Source organism: Flavobacterium sp. J27 (assembly GCF_004303025.1).
Lineage (GTDB): Bacteria > Bacteroidota > Bacteroidia > Flavobacteriales > Flavobacteriaceae > Flavobacterium.
Window position 1 is genome coordinate 47,349 of sequence record NZ_PJQW01000013.1, and the last position, 19,743, is coordinate 67,091.

Genomic DNA, 19,743 nt, shown 5'->3' on the forward strand with positions numbered 1-19,743 from the left:
TCTTTATCTATTTCTTCATCATCAAAAGCTTTAAGATATGACATTGTTATTGCAACATTTTTCGCATTTTATTTTATCTCTTGACAAAGTTCAACCAAAACACCATTTGTTCCTTTAGGATGAAGAAAAGCAACCCATTTATTATCAGCTCCTTTTTTTGGTTTTTCATTCAACAAAACAAAACCTTCATTACGCAATCTTTCCATCTCAAGCAAAATATCTTCAACATCAAAAGCTATATGATGAATTCCCTCTCCTCTTTTATCAATAAACTTTGCAATAGGACTATCTTCTTTAGTTGCTTCTAACAATTCTATTTTATTTGATCCAACTTGAAAAAAAGAGGTTTTTACACCTTCACTCTCAACAATTTCTTCTTTATAAGAAGAAACGCCAAGTAGTTTTTCATAAATTTCATTAGAAACTGCCAAATTTTTAACAGCAATACCGATATGCTCAATTTTTCTCATCATTCTTAAATTGTTTGAAGTATAACCACAAAATAACAAAAGATTCACATCAAAAAAAACAAATGAATCAAACTTTATCACTTAATTGCTTATTTTTGCAATATGGAAACGAATAGACAAAAAAAAATAGGTGCGCTTTTGCAAAATGATTTAGTAGATATTCTACAAGGTGAGATTAGAAAAAATGGAATTACTAATTTAGTTATTTCGGTATCCAAAGTAAATGTTACTTCCGATTTATCTATTGCCAAAGTGTTTTTAAGTGTTTTTCCTACTGATAAAGCAGGAGAAATTCTGAACGCAATAAAAACGAACACTCCTTTAATAAAACACGATTTATCTCAAAGAGTTAAAAACCAATTAAGAAAAGTCCCTAACCTAATCTTCTACATAGATGACAGTTTAGATTACATAGAAAAGATTGACAATGCTTTAAACGGAAAAGAAAACCCAGTTTTAAATCCAGAATTATTAGATAAAAGAAAAAAATCATAAGCATTGTATTTCCCTTTTTACATAGCCAAAAGATACGCCATAAGTTTTAGCAAAAACTCAGCTATTAATACAATAACTATCATTTCTTCTATTGCAATTGTAGCTAGTGCTATGTCACTATTTGTATTCCTTTCTATATTTAGTGGATTAAGAGATTTTACACTTAGCTACAGCAATTCTTCGGATCCAGATTTTAAAATAGAACCTAGTAGCGGCAAATCCTTTTATTTAACCGAAAAAGAAGACGCGCTATTAAAAGGAAACCAATCTATTAACAGCTATAGCAAAATCATTGAAGACCGCGTCCTTTTCAGATACAACAACAAAGAACAAATTGCAACCATAAAAGGTGTTGACAAGTCTTTCTCTAAGGTTACTAAAACCAGCGATTATGTTTATATCGGAACTTGGATAGAACCCAATTCAAAAGAAGCCATAATTGGAAGTGAAATCGCAAGAAAGCTATCCTTGGGTTTATTTGATTTTGAACACACCTTAGAAGCATTTGCTCCAAAGCCAGGAAAAGGCGTGATTGAAAATAACGAAGACGCTTTCAATATTGTCGGTTTACAACCTGTAGGCATGTACAACATTAACGAAGACATTGACAATAAATATGTTTTTTGCGACATTGAAATCGCAAGAAAGCTTTTTCAATTTAAAAAAAATCAATTAAGTAGCATTGAATTCAAATCAAAAAACAACACTCCTGAAGAAAAAGTAATTAACGAATTACATTCTATTTTCAAAGACAAGGTTACAATTAAAACAAAAGCTCAATTAAACGACTCTTTATATAAAATGCTCAATTCAGAGAATTTATTCATCTATCTTTTTAGTACACTTATAGTAATATTAACTCTTTTTTGTTTAGCAGGAGCAATTGTCATGATTGTTATTGACAAAAAAGACAACATCACCACCTTATACAATTTAGGCTTAACCTTTCAAGAAATAAGAAACATTTTCTTTACTCAAGGTATCTTAATAACAACGTTTGGACTAATCATTGGACTTGTAATTGGAAGCTTATTAATTATTTTACAACAACAATTTTCTATCCTTATGATTACTTCTAGTATTGCATATCCTGTTAAATTCAAAACAATAAACATAATATTAGTAATCGGCACCATCATTCCATTAGGATTAATTTCTTCATGGATAGCTTCAGGACGAGTAAACAAAGAGATATTAAAATAAAAAAGCCTCAATTAACAATTGAAGCTTTTACTTGTACCTTGGGTGGGAATCGAACCCACACTCCGAAGAACACGAGTTTGAGTCGTGCGCGTCTACCAATTCCGCCACCAAGGCATTAAAAACAAGTTAGAAAATATCTTTCTTTGTTTTTGAGAGTGCAAATGTAATTATTTTTTCAAAAATCTTAATAAAAATACTTAAAAATTTACTTTCAGAGTCCAAATTTATTTCTAAATTTGCACCTCGTTAATACAACACAACACTAAACAACTACTAAACAACAATTTAAGATGTCATACAACGAGCCTGAAGCAAAAATATTTGCATGTTCTCAGAGTGTGTACTTAGCGGAAAGAATAGCCGAAAGCTATGGTGTTCCACTGGGTAAAGTTACGTTCTCAAAATATAGCGATGGAGAATTCCAACCTTCATTTGAAGAGTCAATAAGAGGTTTACGCGTTTTTCTTGTTTGTTCTACTTTCCCTAGTTCAGACAATTTAATGGAATTATTACTGATGATTGATGCAGCAAAAAGAGCTTCTGCACGTCATATAACAGCAGTTATTCCTTATTTTGGATGGGCAAGACAGGATAGAAAAGACAAACCAAGAGTTCCAATAGGAGCAAAATTGGTAGCAAAATTATTAGAAACAGCTGGAGCTACTCGTATTATGACTATGGATTTACATGCTGATCAAATACAAGGATTTTTTGAAAAACCGGTAGACCACTTATTTGCATCAACTATCTTTTTACCTTATGTAAAAAGTTTGAATTTGGAAAACTTAACCATAGCTTCACCTGATATGGGTGGTTCTAAAAGAGCCTATGCATACTCTAAGTTTTTAGAATCTGATGTAGTAGTTTGTTACAAACAACGCAAAAAAGCCAATGTAATAGATACTATGGAACTAATTGGTGATGTTACTGGAAGAAATGTCATTCTGGTAGACGACATGATTGATACTGGAGGAACTTTAGCAAAAGCTGCTGATGTTATGATGGAAAGAGGTGCATTAAGTGTAAGAGCAATTTGTACCCATGCCATATTATCAGGAAGCGCATATGAAAAAATAGAAAATTCTAAATTATTAGAATTGATTGTAACAGATTCTATTCCATTACAGAAAGAATCTAAAAAAATAAGAGTAGTTTCTTGTGCCAATTTGTTTGCAGAAGTAATGCATATGGTACAAAATAACAACTCAATAAGTGGTAAGTTTTTAATGTAACAACTTATCCAAATAAATTGAATTTTAATTAATTATATATTTTAACAATGAAATCAATTACGATTAAAGGATCAGAAAGAGAAAACGTAGGCAAAAAAGCAACAAAAGCCGTACGTGATGCTGGAATGGTTCCTTGCGTTATCTACGGAGGAAATCAACCAGTGCATTTTACAGCAGATGAAAGAGCATTTAAAGACTTGGTATACACTCCAAACGCTCACACTGTTGTAGTTGAACTAGAAGGTAAAAAAATTGACGCTATTTTACAAGATATTCAATTCCACCCAGTTTCTGACAAAATTTTGCACATCGATTTCTTCCAATTAAATGAAGAAAAAGAGATTGTCATGGAAGTTCCTGTAAAAGTTGTAGGAAAATCCCCTGGCGTTATGGCTGGTGGTGTATTACGTTTAAACCAACGTCGTTTAAAAGTAAAAGCATTACCAAAAGATTTACCAGATTTTGTTGAAGCAGATATCACTCCACTTGAAATGGGTAATAAATTATATGTTACTAAAATCAAAACAGATAATTTTAAATTAATGCACCCAGACAATACAGTTGTTTGTCAAGTAAGAATTTCTCGTGCTGCGATGAAAGCTGCTCAAGAAGCTGCAAAAGCTGCAAAAGCTGGAGACAAAAAGAAAAAATAATTTTAAATTATTTATATTTTCAAAAGCATCAGTTTTACTGGTGCTTTTTTATTTTAATATGGTATTAGAATGGTAAAGTCGGACACAATTCTTTGTATACTGGTTAAAAGAAATTATTTTTGCTGTACTAACATATGAAAATAAAAAGGGCATTTTCAAATAAAAAATTACAACATGAAATGGCTAAAAAGAATTTTCAAAACAAATGATACGAATATAGATTCTATGAAAAAGTTTTTAATTATAGGCTTAGGAAATATTGGTTCTGAATATGTAAACACAAGACATAATATTGGGTTTAAAATACTTGACTTTCTTACGAGTAAAGAAAACTGTAATTTTCAATCAGTTAAATTGGGAGATGTTGCTGAATTAAAAATAAAAGGACGTACTTTATTTTTATTAAAACCAAACACTTACATGAATTTGAGTGGAAAAGCGGTAAAATATTGGATGGAAAAAGAAAACATTCCAAAAGAAAATATCTTAGTAATTACTGATGATTTAAATCTAGGTTTTGGAACTATCAGAATCAAAAGTAAAGGTAGCGACGGAGGCCACAATGGCTTAAAAAACATCCAATTATTACTTAACACTACAGAATATCCAAGATTCAGATTTGGAATTAGCGATACCTTTAAAAAAGGACAACAAGTAAATTATGTTTTAGGAGAATGGAGTGAAGAAGAAAAAGAAAAATTAAAAGAACGTCTTGAAATAGCTTCTGAAATTATTAAATCATTTGCTTTAGCAGGCCTAAACAACACTATGAATTCTTTTAACGGAAAATAATTTATCCTATTTTGATTATCTTTATTATAACAAATTATAATAAATCATATGGAAAAAGGAATTCGGTTAACTCTATTAATCTTGTTCATTTCTTGTAGCAACCTAAAAGACAATATTTCTGTTTCAAAAAAACAGAATAAAACTGTAATAATAAAAGACACTATTCTTTCTTGCCCTCAAAACGGAATTTGTAAAATTGAAACCATCAAAAACAAGAGTCTTTTAATTAGAAAAGATGATCTTAACGGAATTTATTATCAAACTGAAGACAATGTTATGTTTTCAATAATTAAGTTTACTTACACTAAAGACACTCCAAAAAATGTTCAAGATGGCAATTATATTGAAGAGATTGTTTTACAAATACAAAATGACATTTCTGAATTAAATTTAACAGATTCTGAACTTCAAAATTGCAAAATTCTATTTGGCAAACATTGCTTTTGCAAAGGAGAAGCGGGTTACTATAATATAGAAAAAGGAAAATTAGAATTCCATAAAGAAAATAACACCAACATTTTAAAATTAGAATTTCAAGTTAATACTACTTCACAAAAAATCACAACTATTAATGCTGTTTTTAAATAAAAAAGCCCTCTGCAATAACAAAGGGCTTACATACTTTATTTGATTAATATGTTTATTCCACAATAATTCTTTTTACAGTTCTAGCATTGCCATCAGTAATTGCCACTAAATAAACACCAGATTGAACAGCATTTAAATTAATATTTTGACTAAAATTTCCTGTATTAGAGTACGAATTTGCAAAGACTTGTCTTCCACTTATATCATATACATCTATAGTTATGTCATTTGATGATTTAGACATTAATTTAACGGTAAAACTTCCATTATTTGGGTTAGGATACAAAGCAAAATCATCAAAATCAAAACTTTCTGAACCTAAAGGTTCTACCGTACAAATATTCAAACTCCAACTATTTAAAGTGCCTCCATCTTGATTGAAAGCATCAGAAACAGTTAATGTCCAAGTTCCTGTAGAATTTGTACCATTAAATACAGATAAAGGTTGACTTGGCAAAACAGTTCCAGATATACCAGGATTATTCCCACATACTATAGCAACACCAGCATCATCAAATGTAGCAACTATATTATTTACACTCGTGTTTGGACTACACTCATTAGAAAATAATTCCACAACCGTACCAGTAGGACTCGTTAAAGTTGCAGTAAGGTCGTTTATCCATGTATGTGAAATATTCATGGTTATATTAACATCAGAAATAGTTCCTCCTGAAGGAATATTTAATGTAGAAGTAATCGTAGGAGTACCAGTTGCCGATATAGTCACAGGAACATTTGGTGAAGAAGTCGTAGCACAAGAAATAGTTCCTGTAGTAAATTGAAAAGGACTACCATAAACACCATTACAAGTTGCGTTTTTAGGTAATACTCGCCAATAGTAACTCGTTGCTTGGTTTAAACCAGAAACACTATAGGAATTTGTAGTCACATTTCCTGAACTAACAATATTTGTAAAAGTATTATCTGTTGCCACCTGAACATCATATGAAGTAGCATTAGGATTAACATTCCAATTTAAATTCAACGAAGTACTTAGTCCATTAGCATTATTCGTAGGACTTGTAAGCACTACAGGACTAATACCTATCGACAAATAAAACGGTACAGTTTTAGTAGTTCCTCCAGAAGTAGCACTAACAATCATTTGATAATCACCACCCGCTACTGCAGTTAAATTACCTAATGTAAAAGTAACCGTTCCAGCAGCATTGATAGGGTTAGGATTAAATGCTACTGTTGAACCTACAGGATTTCCAGAAACACTAAAATTAGTATTAGCATTAAAACCTCCATATGTTCCATAATTTATTGTAAAATTAACCACATCTTCAGAACAAACATATAAATTTTGTGTTTCTTCCACCCCTGAGAATGCTACAGAAAAAGAAGATGGCGCAGCCGTAATAGTAAAATTAGTATTTGAAATATCATAAAAAATATGATTATACCCTCTTACCATAATTCTATTCTGTGCACCAGGATTATTTGGTACAGTGATTGTTTCCGAACCATCATTTGGCACTTTACTAGCTAGAAGAATAGGGTAAGTAAAACCCCCATCTGTAGAAAGTAAAATATCTACATAAGAAGCATTAATACCATTAGAATCGGTTCCTGCTACTGTCCAAGTTACATTTTGATTCGTTCCTACCGTCCAAGAAACAGCTGTATTTGGCACATTTACTAAAAATGGCCCTACAGAAGCTGTCGTTACAACCATTTCATCAATTCCTGTTTGACCGCCATTTGGAGATCTATTATCCCTAACTGTAAGTGCAAAATTCATTGTTCTAGCTACATTTGGAACAACTTCCCATGTAGGTGCTAAATTATTATTTATAACATCTTGTATTCTTGGCATGTATCTATCTGGTGAAGTGATAGGCAATCTAGATCTAAAATTTGGACCAGTTGTAGCGTTTTGTTGAGGGGGCTGAACAGATATATCATTATTTGTTTGTTCCCAACAATAAGTTAACGCATCACCATTTGCATCAGTGGCACTTCCTTTTAAAATAAAAGCAGTTCCTCTAGGTATAATATAATCTGGACCAGCATTAACAACAGGTGCAAAATTACCATTTGCTGTTGTATTTGCACAACTAGTTCCTAGTAAAGTTCTTGTATTTGCTTCAGCTATACTAATAAAACTAAAGTGAGCATCTGAATTAGATTGAACATTTTGAGGAGAACATATTCCTGCATAAGCCATTATTGTAGTTCCGCTTCCTGGTTCCACCGCTGTTGCATTATTTCTGTTACCTCCACCACAATTACCACTACTTCCATTAAAAGTATGGTTACACCCAAATTGATGCCCAATCTCATGAGCTACATAATCAATATCAAAAGGATCTCCAACAGGTGCCGAAGACCCAGTTACTCCTCTCGCTTTTTGAGTATTATTACAAACCACCCCGAGTCCGGCAACTCCACCTCCGCCAGTACTTACCACATGACCTATATCGTAATTAGCAGATCCAATAACACTTGTAACATTAGATTGATTCTCTCCTAGCATGACACTTCCACTACTATTTGTGTATGGATCCGTTCCACTATTAGTATAAATCAACAAATTATTATTCGCAACTAGATTTAATCTAGCTGAAAAATCTCTTTCATACACACTATTCACTCGATTAACTGTAACAACAATTGCAGCTTGTGCTCCTGCAATAGTTCCACCATGGAAGGCAGCATATTCACCTGTACAAGCCATTGCTAATCTATACACTCTAAAATTTCCATCACTAGCTCTGTTTAACTGATTGTCTTCATTAATAGCCGTTTTAAATGCATCATGATTCATCTCATCAAAACCACATTCAAAACTGGTTGATCTCGCTAAATTTGCTCTATTGTAAACAATATAATTTTCTAAATCTGAAGTATACGTATCTATATATATAGTACCTAAAGTTCCAGACAAAATCATAGCATGCAGACCAAATTGAGTAATACTAAATCTCATGGTAGCAGTTGGATCATCAATTCCTTTTCCTAAATAGGTTTTAATATCAGGAAATTTAACTGCTAATCCATCTTCCATAACTGGAGAATCATAAATTTTAAAATTATTTAAAACCCCTTGCGCATTAGGAAAAGCAATAATTACAGATGAAGCTTGACCACTTAAATCATTTGGTGCAGCCTGTAATTTTACTTTTAAATCTGCTATATTTAATTTATAGAGCTTATACTCTGTAGGCATTGAGTTTCTATCCATTTTAGCAAGCGAGCTAACTTGCCTTTCAGAAATTTTTTCCCAAATTTTTTCTTGAGAAAAGCCATTACAAAAAAATAATAGCAAAAAAATGTTGAATAATGTTTTTTTCATATAATATTTATTTGGTTTAAACAAATATAACAATAATAACAACAAAGCAAATTATATTTATTTACCTATTAATCAAATAATTATAAAAAAAGGAGCGTCTGTAGCACTCCTTTTTTCTTATAAACTTATTTTTAAATATATTATTCTACAATGATTCTTTTTACTACCTTTTGTGAACCGTCAATAATTGAAACTAAATAAACGCCCGATTGAACATTATTTAAATTTATATTTTGATTGAAATTCCCTGTATTTGAGAACGACTTGTTATACACTTGTCTTCCACTTATATCATATACGCCAATCTCAATATTATTAGATGATTCAGAAGTAAATTTCACAGTAAAACTTCCATTATTTGGATTAGGGTATAAAGAGAAATCTTTTAAATCAAAAGATTCTGAAGCTAAAGGTTGAACTGTACAAATATTTAAACTCCAACTATTTAAACTTCCACCATCAAGATTATAAGCATCTGCAATTCGTAATGTCCAAGTACCTGTTGAACTTTGTCCATTAAAGCCAGATAAAGCCTGAGACGGTATCCTTGTTCCTGTTAATGTTGGTGTACTTGTTGCACAAGTTAATGCAGAACCAGAATCATCAAATGTTACATTTATATTATCAGCAGAACCACATACATTAGCAAATAAAACAACTTGAGTACCTGAAGGACTTATTAAAGTTGCTGTTAAATCACTCACGTAAGTATGCGTAACATTCATAGTAATATTTATATCAGAAATATTTCCTCCAGAAGGAATATTTAAAGTCGAATTAATTGTTGGTGCTCCAGAAGCTGAAATAGCCACAGGAACATTTGTTGATGAAACAGTTCCACAAGAAACAGTTCCTGTTGTAAATTTATAAGCACTACTGAAAGTACCAGTACATGTAGCATTTTTAGGCAATACTCTCCAGTAATAAGCTGTTCCTTGTGTTAAACCAGATGCACTGTAAGAGTTTGTAGTAACATTACCTGAGCTAACTATATTTGAAAAACCAGCATCGGTTGCTACTTGAACATCATAAGATGTTGCGCTTGGACTTGGGTTCCAGTTTAAAGTTAAAGTTGTATTTACTCCATTCGCGTTATCTGCTGGTGTAGTTAAAATTACTGGACTTACCCCAATTGAAAGATAAAATGGCACTGTTTTAGTTGTTCCTCCAGATGTAGCATTAACTAAAATTTGATAATCTCCACCTGCAACTCCTGTTAAATTCCCTAGTGTTAAGGTTACAGTTCCATTTGCACTAACTGAATTTGGACTAAAACTAACAGTCGCTCCAGCTGGAGCACCAGTTGCAGCAAAACTAGTTGTTCCACTAAAACCTCCTAAAGCAGCATAATCAACAGTAAATGTCGCTGTAGTTGGATTACATGAAGAAATATTTTGAACCCCAGAAAAAGCAACAGAAAAAGTTGATGGTGCAGCTGTTATACTAAAATTAGCATTTGAAATATCATAAAATACATGATTATTTCCTTTCACCATAACTCTCTTATTACTTCCTACATTGTTAGGTACTGTTACAATTTCAGAACCGTCATTTGGAACTTTACTAGCTAATAAAATTGGATAAGTAAACCCTCCATCATTGGATAAATAAATATCAACAAAAGAAGCATTAACATTGTTTCCTGTTGTTCCAGCGACATCCCAAGTAACTGTTTGGTTTGACCCAGCAACCCATGAAACTGCTGTATTAGGAGCAGTAACTAAAAAAGGTCCTGCAGTAGCATTCACTGAAATCACTGTGTCATCAAAACCAGTTTGCCCTTGACCTGCAACATTATCTCTAGCTGTGAGTCTAAAGTTTAAAGTTCTAGCAACTGAACTTAGAGCTTCTGAAATAACTTCTAACCCATTAGTTGTTTGGCTATTTGCAATCGTTGAATTTATAATTGGAAAATGTCTTTGAGGTACACTTGTAGCTGGATAACAAACCCAATTTGGTCCGTTTGTCTTTGTTGGAGATGCAGCACTTGCTGCTCCTGTATTTCCAGTGGCATTATCATATTCTTCCCAAGTATATGTTAATCCAGAAGCTCCTCCTGCATCTGTTGCAGAACCTGTAAGAACAAAAGGAGTACTCTTAGGTATAGTATAATCTGGACCTGCATTTACAACTGGTGCAGAATGTGTTATCGCTACTGAAGTAGGACACGTTTTCCCAACCATGTTTGCCTGAACTTGAGCTATACTAGCCGAATGGAAAATATCAATTGAGTGTTGGTGCGTATCATAACTCGTAATTCCAGCATATCCCATGATAGTCACTCCAGAACCCACTTCAACATTTACACCAGATCCTTCATTACCATGTGTAAAAGTATGGTTTGCTCCAAATTGATGACCTAATTCGTGAGCTACATAATCAATATCAAAATTATCCCCAGCAGGAATTCCATCAGCTGGTGAAGTATAACCACTACCTTTTTGATTGTTTACACAAACACAACCTATACAGCCTGCATTACCACCACCTCCTGTTGCTCCAAATAAATGACCGACATCATAATTTGCTTCTCCAATTACAGATGTTAAAGTTGATTGCAATTCATCGTTCCAGTTACCCAAATTAGATGCAGGAGAGTATGGATCAGTTGATGCATTATAATAGATAACATTATTATTATTTGCAATAATATTCATATGAATAGCGAAGTCTTTTTCAAAAACGCCATTAACACGGGTCATTGTTGCATTATAAGCTGCATTTACTAATCCCACGTTTGCAGCACTAGTAGCGCCAAAATAATTAGCATATTCTGCAGTACAAGATAGCGCTAGTCTAAAATTAAGTAAAGAGCCAGCACTAGAACGACCATTTAAATCTGCATCTGAAAAATTGGATTTTGACAATTTTTTTGCGAAATCCTGTTCATTAGTCGAGCATGTAAATGGTAATTTACCTTTAGTACGAGATGATTTGTAAACGGCGTAAATGGTTCCATCTTCAGAGAAACGCTCCATAAACTCGGTTGCTTTATCAGCTCTAAAAACCATCGTTTGAATCCCCATTGGATCAATACTCATTCTTAAAGTAGCATGAACATCGTCTACGCCATTTCCTGCATATGCTCTAATCTCAGGGAATTGAGCTTGTAAAGTTGCATCAAAATTAGAAGCTTCAAAAATCTCAAAACGTTCTAAATTTCCTTGGGCATTTGGCAACGTAATAACCACCCCATCTGCATTCCTAGAATATCTATCTGGAACATTTTTAAGCAGTTGTTTAAAAGCATTTAAGTCTAAATGGATTAATTCAAATGTTTCAGGAAAAGACTGTCTTTCTACTAATTTATTTTTTGTTATATTTTTATTGGAAACTTTTTCCCAAGGTTCTTTTATTTGTGAAAAAGACAGACTCACAAATAAAAGAAAAAATAATGCTAGTAATAATTTTTTCATAATATATTATAAAATTTGTTTTGTTTACAACAAATATAATCATAAAAAAATAATTATTTAACAAAAAAAGGAAGCTTAATAAGCTTCCTTTAATAAAATTATTTATTTCAATTAATTTACAACAATTTTCTTAACAGCCTTTCTAGCCCCATCTTGAATTGTTACAATATAAATACCAGATTGAATATTATTTAATTGAACATTTTGATCAAATAATCCAGAGTTATTGTATTCATTTGAAAAAACTTGTCTTCCTCTCATATCATGCACTCCAATGTTAATTTTACTTCTTGTATTAGAACTAAACTTCACATTGAATGAACCATTATTTGGATTTGGAAACACTACTAAGTCTTCAATTGTTACAAAAGAATCAGATGACAATACCGGAACTAACTCAGCATGACATAATTGAATAGTAAAAGTATTAAAAGTACCTGGCGTTCCATCTACAACACCATCTTTAAAGTAAACTCCCCAATTTCCAGCACTATTTTGCCCTACACCAGCATTAACATTCCCATTTGAATAGGGTCTAAAAGGACCTCCAGTTGTAGTCTGAGCACAATTTACCACTCCTCCTGAAGTATCGAACCATTTATCCAAATTAGCACCTGTACAAGCCGTATTATTATACCATAATGCAGTACTTAAACCTCCTGAAATATCTTCCCATGGTTGAGCTAATAAAATATTAACTTGACCAATTTTTGAATGAGTTATATTAGCATAATAGTTAATATCAGTAATAGTGTAAGAATCAGAAATTGGTAAATTATATCCTGGATAACCACCCGTGCTTTCAGTAATATTTGCATTAAGATTAAAGGTATAGTCTTTACAAACATTTTGTGATTCATAAGTATAATCCCCTATAGCAATATTTTTTGAGTTTATATTAAAGAAGATATTACCTGAAGCTTTTACCATAACTCTACAATTTGGCTCAGTAACAGTTGGTACAGTTATTACTTGTGAACCATCATTTGGTGTATTGGCTAATATAACATTCCAAGTAGCACCATTATCTGAAGTATATAGAATATCAACACTACCTCCACCAGCACTCGAATCGGTTCCATTAACCACCCAAGTAACTGTTTCAGTAGATCCTGGTGTCCAAACAATTCCATCAGTATTTTGAGAACTTACTGTTAAAGGTCCTCTTGTAGCATCAACAGTAACTACCATACTACTTGTTTGAGTTTGACCACCAGCAGCCACATTATCCCTTCCTGTTAAGGTAAAGTTTAATGTTCTAGCTACTGTAGAAAGCGCTTCCCAAGTGCTAGCCTGACCTCCAATCAATGTATTCATTGAAGGCAAATATCTTACTGGTTGTGCAGTTGGAGCAAACGATCTAAAGTTAGGTCCATTTGTTTTTGTTGGAGAAGGGAAACAAGCATTTTGTCTTGCAGATAATTCAGCTGCTGTAGGACTATTTGGGTTTGCAGGTTGAGCAATTCCTGTTTCATCATCATTTTCTTCCCAAGTATATGAAAGTGTATTCCCATCTGGATCGCTTCCTGTTCCTGTTAATACAAATGGAGTTCCTTTAGGAATGGTATAATTTGAACCTGCACTTATAACTGGAGTTTGATTAGTTAAAGACGTTGTAACAGGACATGTTTTAGTTGCTAAGTTATTTTGAATTTGCAAAATACTTCTATACGCAAAATAATCATCTGAATGCGCTTGCACATCTGTTACACCTGTAATTCCAGCATATCCCATAATTGTTGAACCTGAACCTGGCTCTACATTAACACTATTATCTTCAAAAGTAACAGTAAAAGTATGATTAGCTCCTAATTGATGACCCATTTCATGAGCTACATAATCGATATCAAAGTTGTCTCCAGATGGTATTCCATCTGCTGGAGAAGTATAACCACTCCCTTTGTTTTTGTCGGTCGTTATAAAAGTATCATCTCTACACACACATCCTATACAACCCGCATTTCCACCACCACCAGAAGCACCAAATAAGTGACCTATATCATATGCTGCGTTACTCGCTGCTAAATTTGCACCTAAACTTGCCGATAAATTATTTTGTAATTCTGTATTCCAAGCTCCACCTGCTCCTGTTGAAGCATCAGAATAAGGATCTGTTGATGCATTATAATAAATAATATTATTTGCACTGATGATATTTAAATGCAAAGCCAAATCTTTTTCAAACACTCCATTAACACGAGTCATAGTATTATTAAAAGCAGCTAAAACCAAACCAACTTGTGATGAATTTGTTGCTCCAAAATAATTTGCATATTCTGCAGTACAAGATAACGCTAAACGCATTGTTTTATAAACACCGTTATTTGATCTTGAACCTACATTAGACGTATTTTTTAAAATACTATCTACCAATACTTCCTCTTCTGTACTACAAGTAAATGGTAATTTACCTTTTGTTCTAGAAGAATCAAAAACAGCATAAACTTGAGATTCATTAGAATACAACTCTATGAATTCATTTGTTTTATTTGTTCTAAAAATCATAGTTTGTATTCCTTCAGGAGAAATACTTAATCTAATTTGTGCATTTTTATCATCCAAACCGATACCTACATAGGCTCTAATATCTGGAAATTGAATTTGTAGCTCTTCTGTAAAGTTTGAAGCTTCAAACATAGCAAACTTTTCAAATCCTCCATTAGAATTTGGAATAGTAATAATAGATTGAGAAGTTGTAGTTACCATTCTATCAGGAGCTGCTGAAAGAATGTTCTTTAGATTTTCCAATTTCAATGCATACAATGAAAACTCTTGAGGAAAACTTGATCTTGATACGTTTTTTGAAAGACTTGCAACATTAGCTGCGTTTTCTACAGTCCAAAGCTCATTCTTTTGAGCATTTAGATTAAAAAACATCAGAAATGCACATACAAGTAGTAATGTTTTTTTCATTATTTTTGAGATTAATTTATAGAGGTCATAAAAGTAATTTTTATTTTACTTTGTAGCAAATTTATATTTAAAAAAACGATTTATTATGTTTTATAGAATATTCATAATTTTTCTTCTGTTTTTTTCTTGTTCTAGCAAAAAAGAAGCATCTGTTGAAGAAAATACAAAAAAGAAAGAAAGTAAAGGTTTTAGTTGCCCCAATGAAGGACACTGTTTTCTAGAAGTGCTAAACGAAACATCTTTAGAGATAAAAACAATAAATAACGCACTCCTGCTTTCCTTATCGGATGATAAAGAAAAAACAACTATCCACTTCCAGTATTCAAAAAATCTAGAAGAGATGGCTGTTGACGGTGGCTATAGAGAAGAGTACTTTTTTGAAATTGACAACCGTAATCACCGAGCCGATTTAAAAAACGAAGCCTTACAACAGGTAAAAATGCTGTATGGAAAATACACCAATTCGAGAGGAAATAATAATGGTTTGCATTTTCTAAAAAATGGACATTTAAACTATGAGATAAATGAAGGAAAAATCAATTTTAGTTTTACCACTAACTTACTTGATCCATTGATTAAAGAAATTCATGTAACCGAAAATGAATTATAAAAATTAACTTTTACTAGATTAAATTTAATATTAAATTCATAATTCCACTACATGAACAAAATTATCTTTTCTTCTTTTCTAGAACTGAATTTAAAATACTTATTTTTGCTAGAAATATTTTAAACTTTGAATATCTTTAATTCCATTTCTTCTTTTAGCACAGAAAAAAAAACCATCGTAACAATAGGAACTTTTGACGGTGTACACATTGGGCATAAAAAAGTTTTAAAAAAAATGCAAGATTTAGCTAAACATAAAAATGCAGCAAGCACTATTCTTACTTTTTTTCCACATCCAAGAATGGTTCTTCAACAAGACTTAAATATTAAACTTTTAAATACTATTGAAGAAAAAAAAGAATTAATTTCTGAATTTGATATTGACAACTTAATCATTCATCCTTTTGATTTAGAATTCTCAAGACTTACTGCTGAAGACTTTGTTAAAAACATCTTGATTGACCAATTGAATATTTGCGCCATCATAATAGGCTATGATCATCGTTTTGGAAGAAATAGAACAGCCACAATTACTGATTTAATAAATTTTGGAATCAAATATAATTTTGACGTAAAACAAATAACAGCTAAAGAAATAGATGAAATAACTATTAGTTCTACTAAAATTAGAAATGCTTTACTAGAAGGTGATATCCAAACAGCAAATGAATTCTTAGGCTATACTTATTCATTAATAGGAGTTGTTGTTGAAGGAAAAAAAATTGGACGAACAATTAATTTCCCTACCGCCAACATCAAAATTAATGAAGATTATAAATTAATTCCACAAAATGGAGTTTATATAGTTTCTGTTGAAATTGAACAAACTCAACATTTCGGGATGATGAACATTGGTAACAACCCTACTGTTTCCGATAACAAGCAAAGTATAGAAGTACACCTTTTTGATTTTAACCAAAACATCTACAATAAAACGATAAAAGTTAACTTCTTGGAACGTATTAGAGATGAAAAAAAATACGCTTCTTTAGAAGAATTAAAAGAACAACTTCAAAAAGACAAATCTTTCTCACTATCTAGAATAAAAAAATACTCATGAACCGATATGTATTTAGAGAAATAGACATTGCTCCTTTAATAGTTTTTAGAATTTTTTTCGGTTTTCTTATTGCCTGCGAAAGTTTTGGTGCTATTGCAACTGGCTGGGTAAAACAAGTTTTCATAGTTCCAAAATTCACTTTTTCATTTATTGGATTAGATTGGCTACAACCTTTATCTGGAAATGGCATGTATTATTATTTTATTACAATGGGCTTTGCAGGTATATTAATAATGCTAGGATTGCGATACACTATTGTCATGATAAGTTTTACAATTATGTGGGCAGGTGTATACTTCATGCAAAAATCATCTTATAATAACCATTATTATTTAGTATTATTGATTAGCTTTATAATGGTTTTTTTACCTGCTAATCGTTATAAATCCTTAGACATAAAATTAGGCCTCCAATCCAAAAAAGAAACTATGCCATATTGGGTAAGTTTAATTTTCATAATACAAATAGCTATTGTATATAGTTATGCTGCTTTGGCTAAAATCTATCCCGATTGGTTAGACGGTACTTTCACAAAAAACTTATTACAAGGCACTACTACAAGACCTTTTTTTCTACAATTATTTTCAAAAAAATGGTTTTACTTATTTATTGCTTACGCTGGCATTTTTTATGATTTAGTAATTGTTCCTTTTTTGTTATGTAAAAAAACTAGAACTATTGCTTTAATTGCCTCTTTATTTTTCCATTTGTTCAACGCTTTTGTTTTACAAATTGGTATTTTCCCGTTTTTTGCTTTAAGTTTTGCGTTATTCTTTTATGATTCTAACAGTATTAAGAATATTTTCTTTAAAAAGAAAAAAAGCATCAAACCACTTCACGAAGATCTTAAACAAAAAAAGTTACTTTTCTATTTATTTATACCCTTTCTTATTTTACAATTATCACTCCCATTACGTCATTATTTTATTAAAGGTGACGTACTTTGGACAGAAGAAGGTCATCGATTAAGTTGGAGAATGATGCTAAGAGAACGCAGAGGATTCATTTCTTTTGTTATTGTAGACAACAACACGAAACAACGTACCGTCTATAATTATCATAAAAATTTAAGCCCTAAACAAGCCTATCAACTTCCTACTAAACCTGATTTCATTTGGCAATATTGTCAAAAAATAAAGGAAGAATTTAAAGATAAAGATATTTCAATATACATTAATTGTTCCAATGCTATTAATAGGAAACCTTATCAAACTCTAATAAATCCAAAATACGATATGGCGAAAGCAAAATGGAATTATTTTTTCCATAACGAATGGATTATACTGCACAATTAGTTCTTTTTTTTTGATTTTGATTATCAAATAGTTATGATTTTTTTATTATCTTTAATGTATAAAATCTACAAATTATGAAAAACTCAATCGAACTTAAAAATGGATTCCTCATTTTTATAGGAATTGGCTTATTCTTCCTTCTTATGGATATTTTAGGGTTAGCTGACAAAAATTATTTACGAATTTTAAACGCTTTTATTGTTATTTATGGCATCAATAAAACCATTCAATACAATTTTAATCATGGCAATTCTGATTATTTAGAAAATTTAATTTCAGGCTTTAAAACAGGTATTATTGGCGTTGTACTAGGTATTATTGGTTTAATAATTTTCATATATATAAAAGGCGGGGAAAGTTATTTAACAAAATTATCTGATACTTTCTTCTTTCTCGGCAAAACAAATATTATTAAATATTGTAGTGTCTTATTATTTGAAGGTGTTGCTTCAAGCTTAATTGGCTCATTTGCACTCATGCAATATTGGAAAGACATTGTGATAAATTCTAAATATTAATTGATTTCATAATTTTTTTAATGTTCAAAAGTAATTTCCTACTTTTGAAAACTAAAAGAATTTTAATGAATACGATTAGATATAACTGGACAAAAGAAGAAATAATTGCACTTTACAACAAACCTTTAATGGATTTACTGTTTGAAGCTGCAAGTATACATAGACAATTTCACAATCCAAATGTAGTACAAGTCTCCACTTTATTATCAATAAAAACAGGAGGTTGTCCTGAAGATTGTGGCTATTGCCCTCAAGCTGCAAGATATCATACCAATGTAGAAGGTAATGATTTAATGTCTGTTTCTCAAGTAAAAGCACAAGCCTTAAGAGCAAAAGCTTCAGGCTCTTCTAGAGTATGTATGGGTGCTGCATGGAGAAATGTAAAAGATGGTCCAGAATTTGACCAAGTATTGGAAATGGTTAGAACCATCAACAAATTAGACATGGAAGTATGTTGTACCTTAGGAATGATTACAGAAAATCAAGCTAAACGTTTAGCAGAAGCTGGTTTATATGCCTACAATCATAATTTAGATTCTTCCGAAGAATATTATAAAGAAGTAATTTCCACAAGGGGTTATGAAGACCGTTTAGAAACTATTGACAATGTAAGAAAAACAAATGTAACGGTTTGTAGTGGTGGTATTATTGGAATGGGAGAACGTATTGAAGATAGGGCTGGCATGCTTGTAGCTTTAGCTTCATTAAATCCGCAACCCGAATCTGTTCCAATTAATGCTTTAGTTGCTGTTGAAGGAACTCCTCTTGAAAACGAAAAACCAGTTGAAATTTGGGATATGATCAGAATGGTTGCCACTACAAGAATTGTAATGCCAGAAACTCAAGTTAGACTTTCAGCTGGTAGAACACAAATGAGTAGAGAAGGACAAGCTATGTGTTTCTTTGCTGGAGCTAATTCTATTTTTGCAGGCGATAAATTACTCACAACTCCTAATCCAGATGTAAATGAAGACATGAAAATGTTTGAATTACTTGGATTAGAACCTCAAAAACCTTTCATCAAAAAAATGCAACCGCAAACTGTTGAAGCCGAAGATTCGCAATATACTACTCTTGGTGAGAAACCAAAATGGTCTAGACCTAGTCATACCATTGAAAGAAATATAGAAGCTTCATTAAAAAGAAAATAAAGTTTTCATAATTTTTTAAAATTTTGATAACAATTAAATAAATT

The 19,743-nt window shown here is 31.7% G+C and carries 15 protein-coding genes and 1 tRNA gene; 11 read left to right on the forward strand and 5 right to left on the reverse strand.

What is annotated here, in order from left to right; genetic code table 11:
- Positions 1-68 precede the first annotated feature (68 nt).
- On the reverse strand, positions 69-470 hold the full coding sequence (mce, locus tag CX675_RS16305) for a methylmalonyl-CoA epimerase (RefSeq protein ID WP_130736383.1): 402 nt from the start codon (positions 468-470) through the stop codon (positions 69-71).
- A 102-nt stretch (positions 471-572) separates the two neighbouring features.
- Here mce and rbfA point away from each other — a divergent pair, with 102 nt between their 5' ends.
- Both rbfA and CX675_RS16315 read left to right on the forward strand, forming a co-directional pair.
- Complete coding sequence (rbfA, locus tag CX675_RS16310) at positions 573-965, forward strand: 30S ribosome-binding factor RbfA (protein WP_130736316.1); 393 nt, start codon at positions 573-575, stop codon at positions 963-965.
- A 3-nt stretch (positions 966-968) separates the two neighbouring features.
- Positions 969-2,168, forward strand: a complete 1,200-nt coding sequence (locus tag CX675_RS16315; RefSeq protein WP_130736317.1) for an ABC transporter permease — start codon at positions 969-971, stop codon at positions 2,166-2,168.
- Positions 2,169-2,202: 34 nt separating this feature from the next.
- Here the strand turns inward: CX675_RS16315 and CX675_RS16320 are convergent.
- Positions 2,203-2,282 (reverse strand) — tRNA-Leu (locus tag CX675_RS16320).
- Positions 2,283-2,458: 176 nt separating this feature from the next.
- Here CX675_RS16320 and CX675_RS16325 point away from each other — a divergent pair.
- From CX675_RS16325 to CX675_RS16340, 4 genes are all read left to right on the forward strand, one after another.
- On the forward strand, positions 2,459-3,400 hold the full coding sequence (locus tag CX675_RS16325) for a ribose-phosphate pyrophosphokinase (RefSeq protein ID WP_130736318.1): 942 nt from the start codon (positions 2,459-2,461) through the stop codon (positions 3,398-3,400).
- Positions 3,401-3,447: 47 nt separating this feature from the next.
- Complete coding sequence (locus CX675_RS16330; protein ID WP_130736319.1) at positions 3,448-4,053, forward strand: 50S ribosomal protein L25/general stress protein Ctc; 606 nt, start codon at positions 3,448-3,450, stop codon at positions 4,051-4,053.
- A gap of 174 nt (positions 4,054-4,227) precedes the next feature.
- Positions 4,228-4,845: an aminoacyl-tRNA hydrolase gene (pth, locus tag CX675_RS16335; RefSeq protein ID WP_165396069.1), complete on the forward strand. Its 618-nt coding sequence runs from the start codon at positions 4,228-4,230 to the stop codon at positions 4,843-4,845.
- A gap of 48 nt (positions 4,846-4,893) precedes the next feature.
- The gene (locus CX675_RS16340; RefSeq protein WP_130736320.1) at positions 4,894-5,433 is read left to right on the forward strand and encodes a hypothetical protein; all 540 of its coding nucleotides are present in this window, start codon (positions 4,894-4,896) and stop codon (positions 5,431-5,433) included.
- 52 nt (positions 5,434-5,485) lie between these two features.
- Here CX675_RS16340 and CX675_RS16345 read toward each other — a convergent pair whose 3' ends face one another.
- The 3 genes from CX675_RS16345 to CX675_RS16355 form a co-directional block, all read right to left on the reverse strand.
- A complete protein-coding gene (locus tag CX675_RS16345) occupies positions 5,486-8,737 on the reverse strand; it encodes a reprolysin-like metallopeptidase (RefSeq protein ID WP_130736321.1) in 3,252 nt (1,083 codons plus the stop codon).
- A gap of 140 nt (positions 8,738-8,877) precedes the next feature.
- On the reverse strand, positions 8,878-12,153 hold the full coding sequence (locus CX675_RS16350) for a reprolysin-like metallopeptidase (protein WP_130736322.1): 3,276 nt from the start codon (positions 12,151-12,153) through the stop codon (positions 8,878-8,880).
- Between the two features lie 111 nt (positions 12,154-12,264).
- Entirely contained in the window at positions 12,265-15,066 is a 2,802-nt protein-coding gene (locus CX675_RS16355; RefSeq protein WP_130736323.1) for a zinc-dependent metalloprotease, read from the reverse strand.
- A gap of 85 nt (positions 15,067-15,151) precedes the next feature.
- Between CX675_RS16355 and CX675_RS16360 the strand changes: the two genes are divergently transcribed.
- The 5 genes from CX675_RS16360 to bioB all read left to right on the forward strand — a co-directional run bounded on the left by CX675_RS16360 (position 15,152) and on the right by bioB (position 19,699).
- Positions 15,152-15,676 (forward strand): hypothetical protein, encoded by a 525-nt coding sequence (locus CX675_RS16360; protein ID WP_130736324.1) that lies wholly within the window; start codon positions 15,152-15,154, stop codon positions 15,674-15,676.
- Positions 15,677-15,802: 126 nt separating this feature from the next.
- The gene (locus CX675_RS16365) at positions 15,803-16,735 is read left to right on the forward strand and encodes a bifunctional riboflavin kinase/FAD synthetase (protein WP_130736325.1); all 933 of its coding nucleotides are present in this window, start codon (positions 15,803-15,805) and stop codon (positions 16,733-16,735) included.
- A complete protein-coding gene (locus tag CX675_RS16370; RefSeq protein WP_130736326.1) occupies positions 16,732-18,030 on the forward strand; it encodes an HTTM domain-containing protein in 1,299 nt (432 codons plus the stop codon). The genes CX675_RS16365 and CX675_RS16370 overlap by 4 nt, the downstream gene beginning before the upstream one ends.
- Before the next feature lie 74 nt (positions 18,031-18,104).
- A complete protein-coding gene (locus CX675_RS16375; protein WP_130736327.1) occupies positions 18,105-18,548 on the forward strand; it encodes a hypothetical protein in 444 nt (147 codons plus the stop codon).
- A gap of 65 nt (positions 18,549-18,613) precedes the next feature.
- Entirely contained in the window at positions 18,614-19,699 is a 1,086-nt protein-coding gene (bioB, locus tag CX675_RS16380; protein ID WP_130736328.1) for a biotin synthase BioB, read from the forward strand.
- Positions 19,700-19,743: the final 44 nt, after the last annotated feature.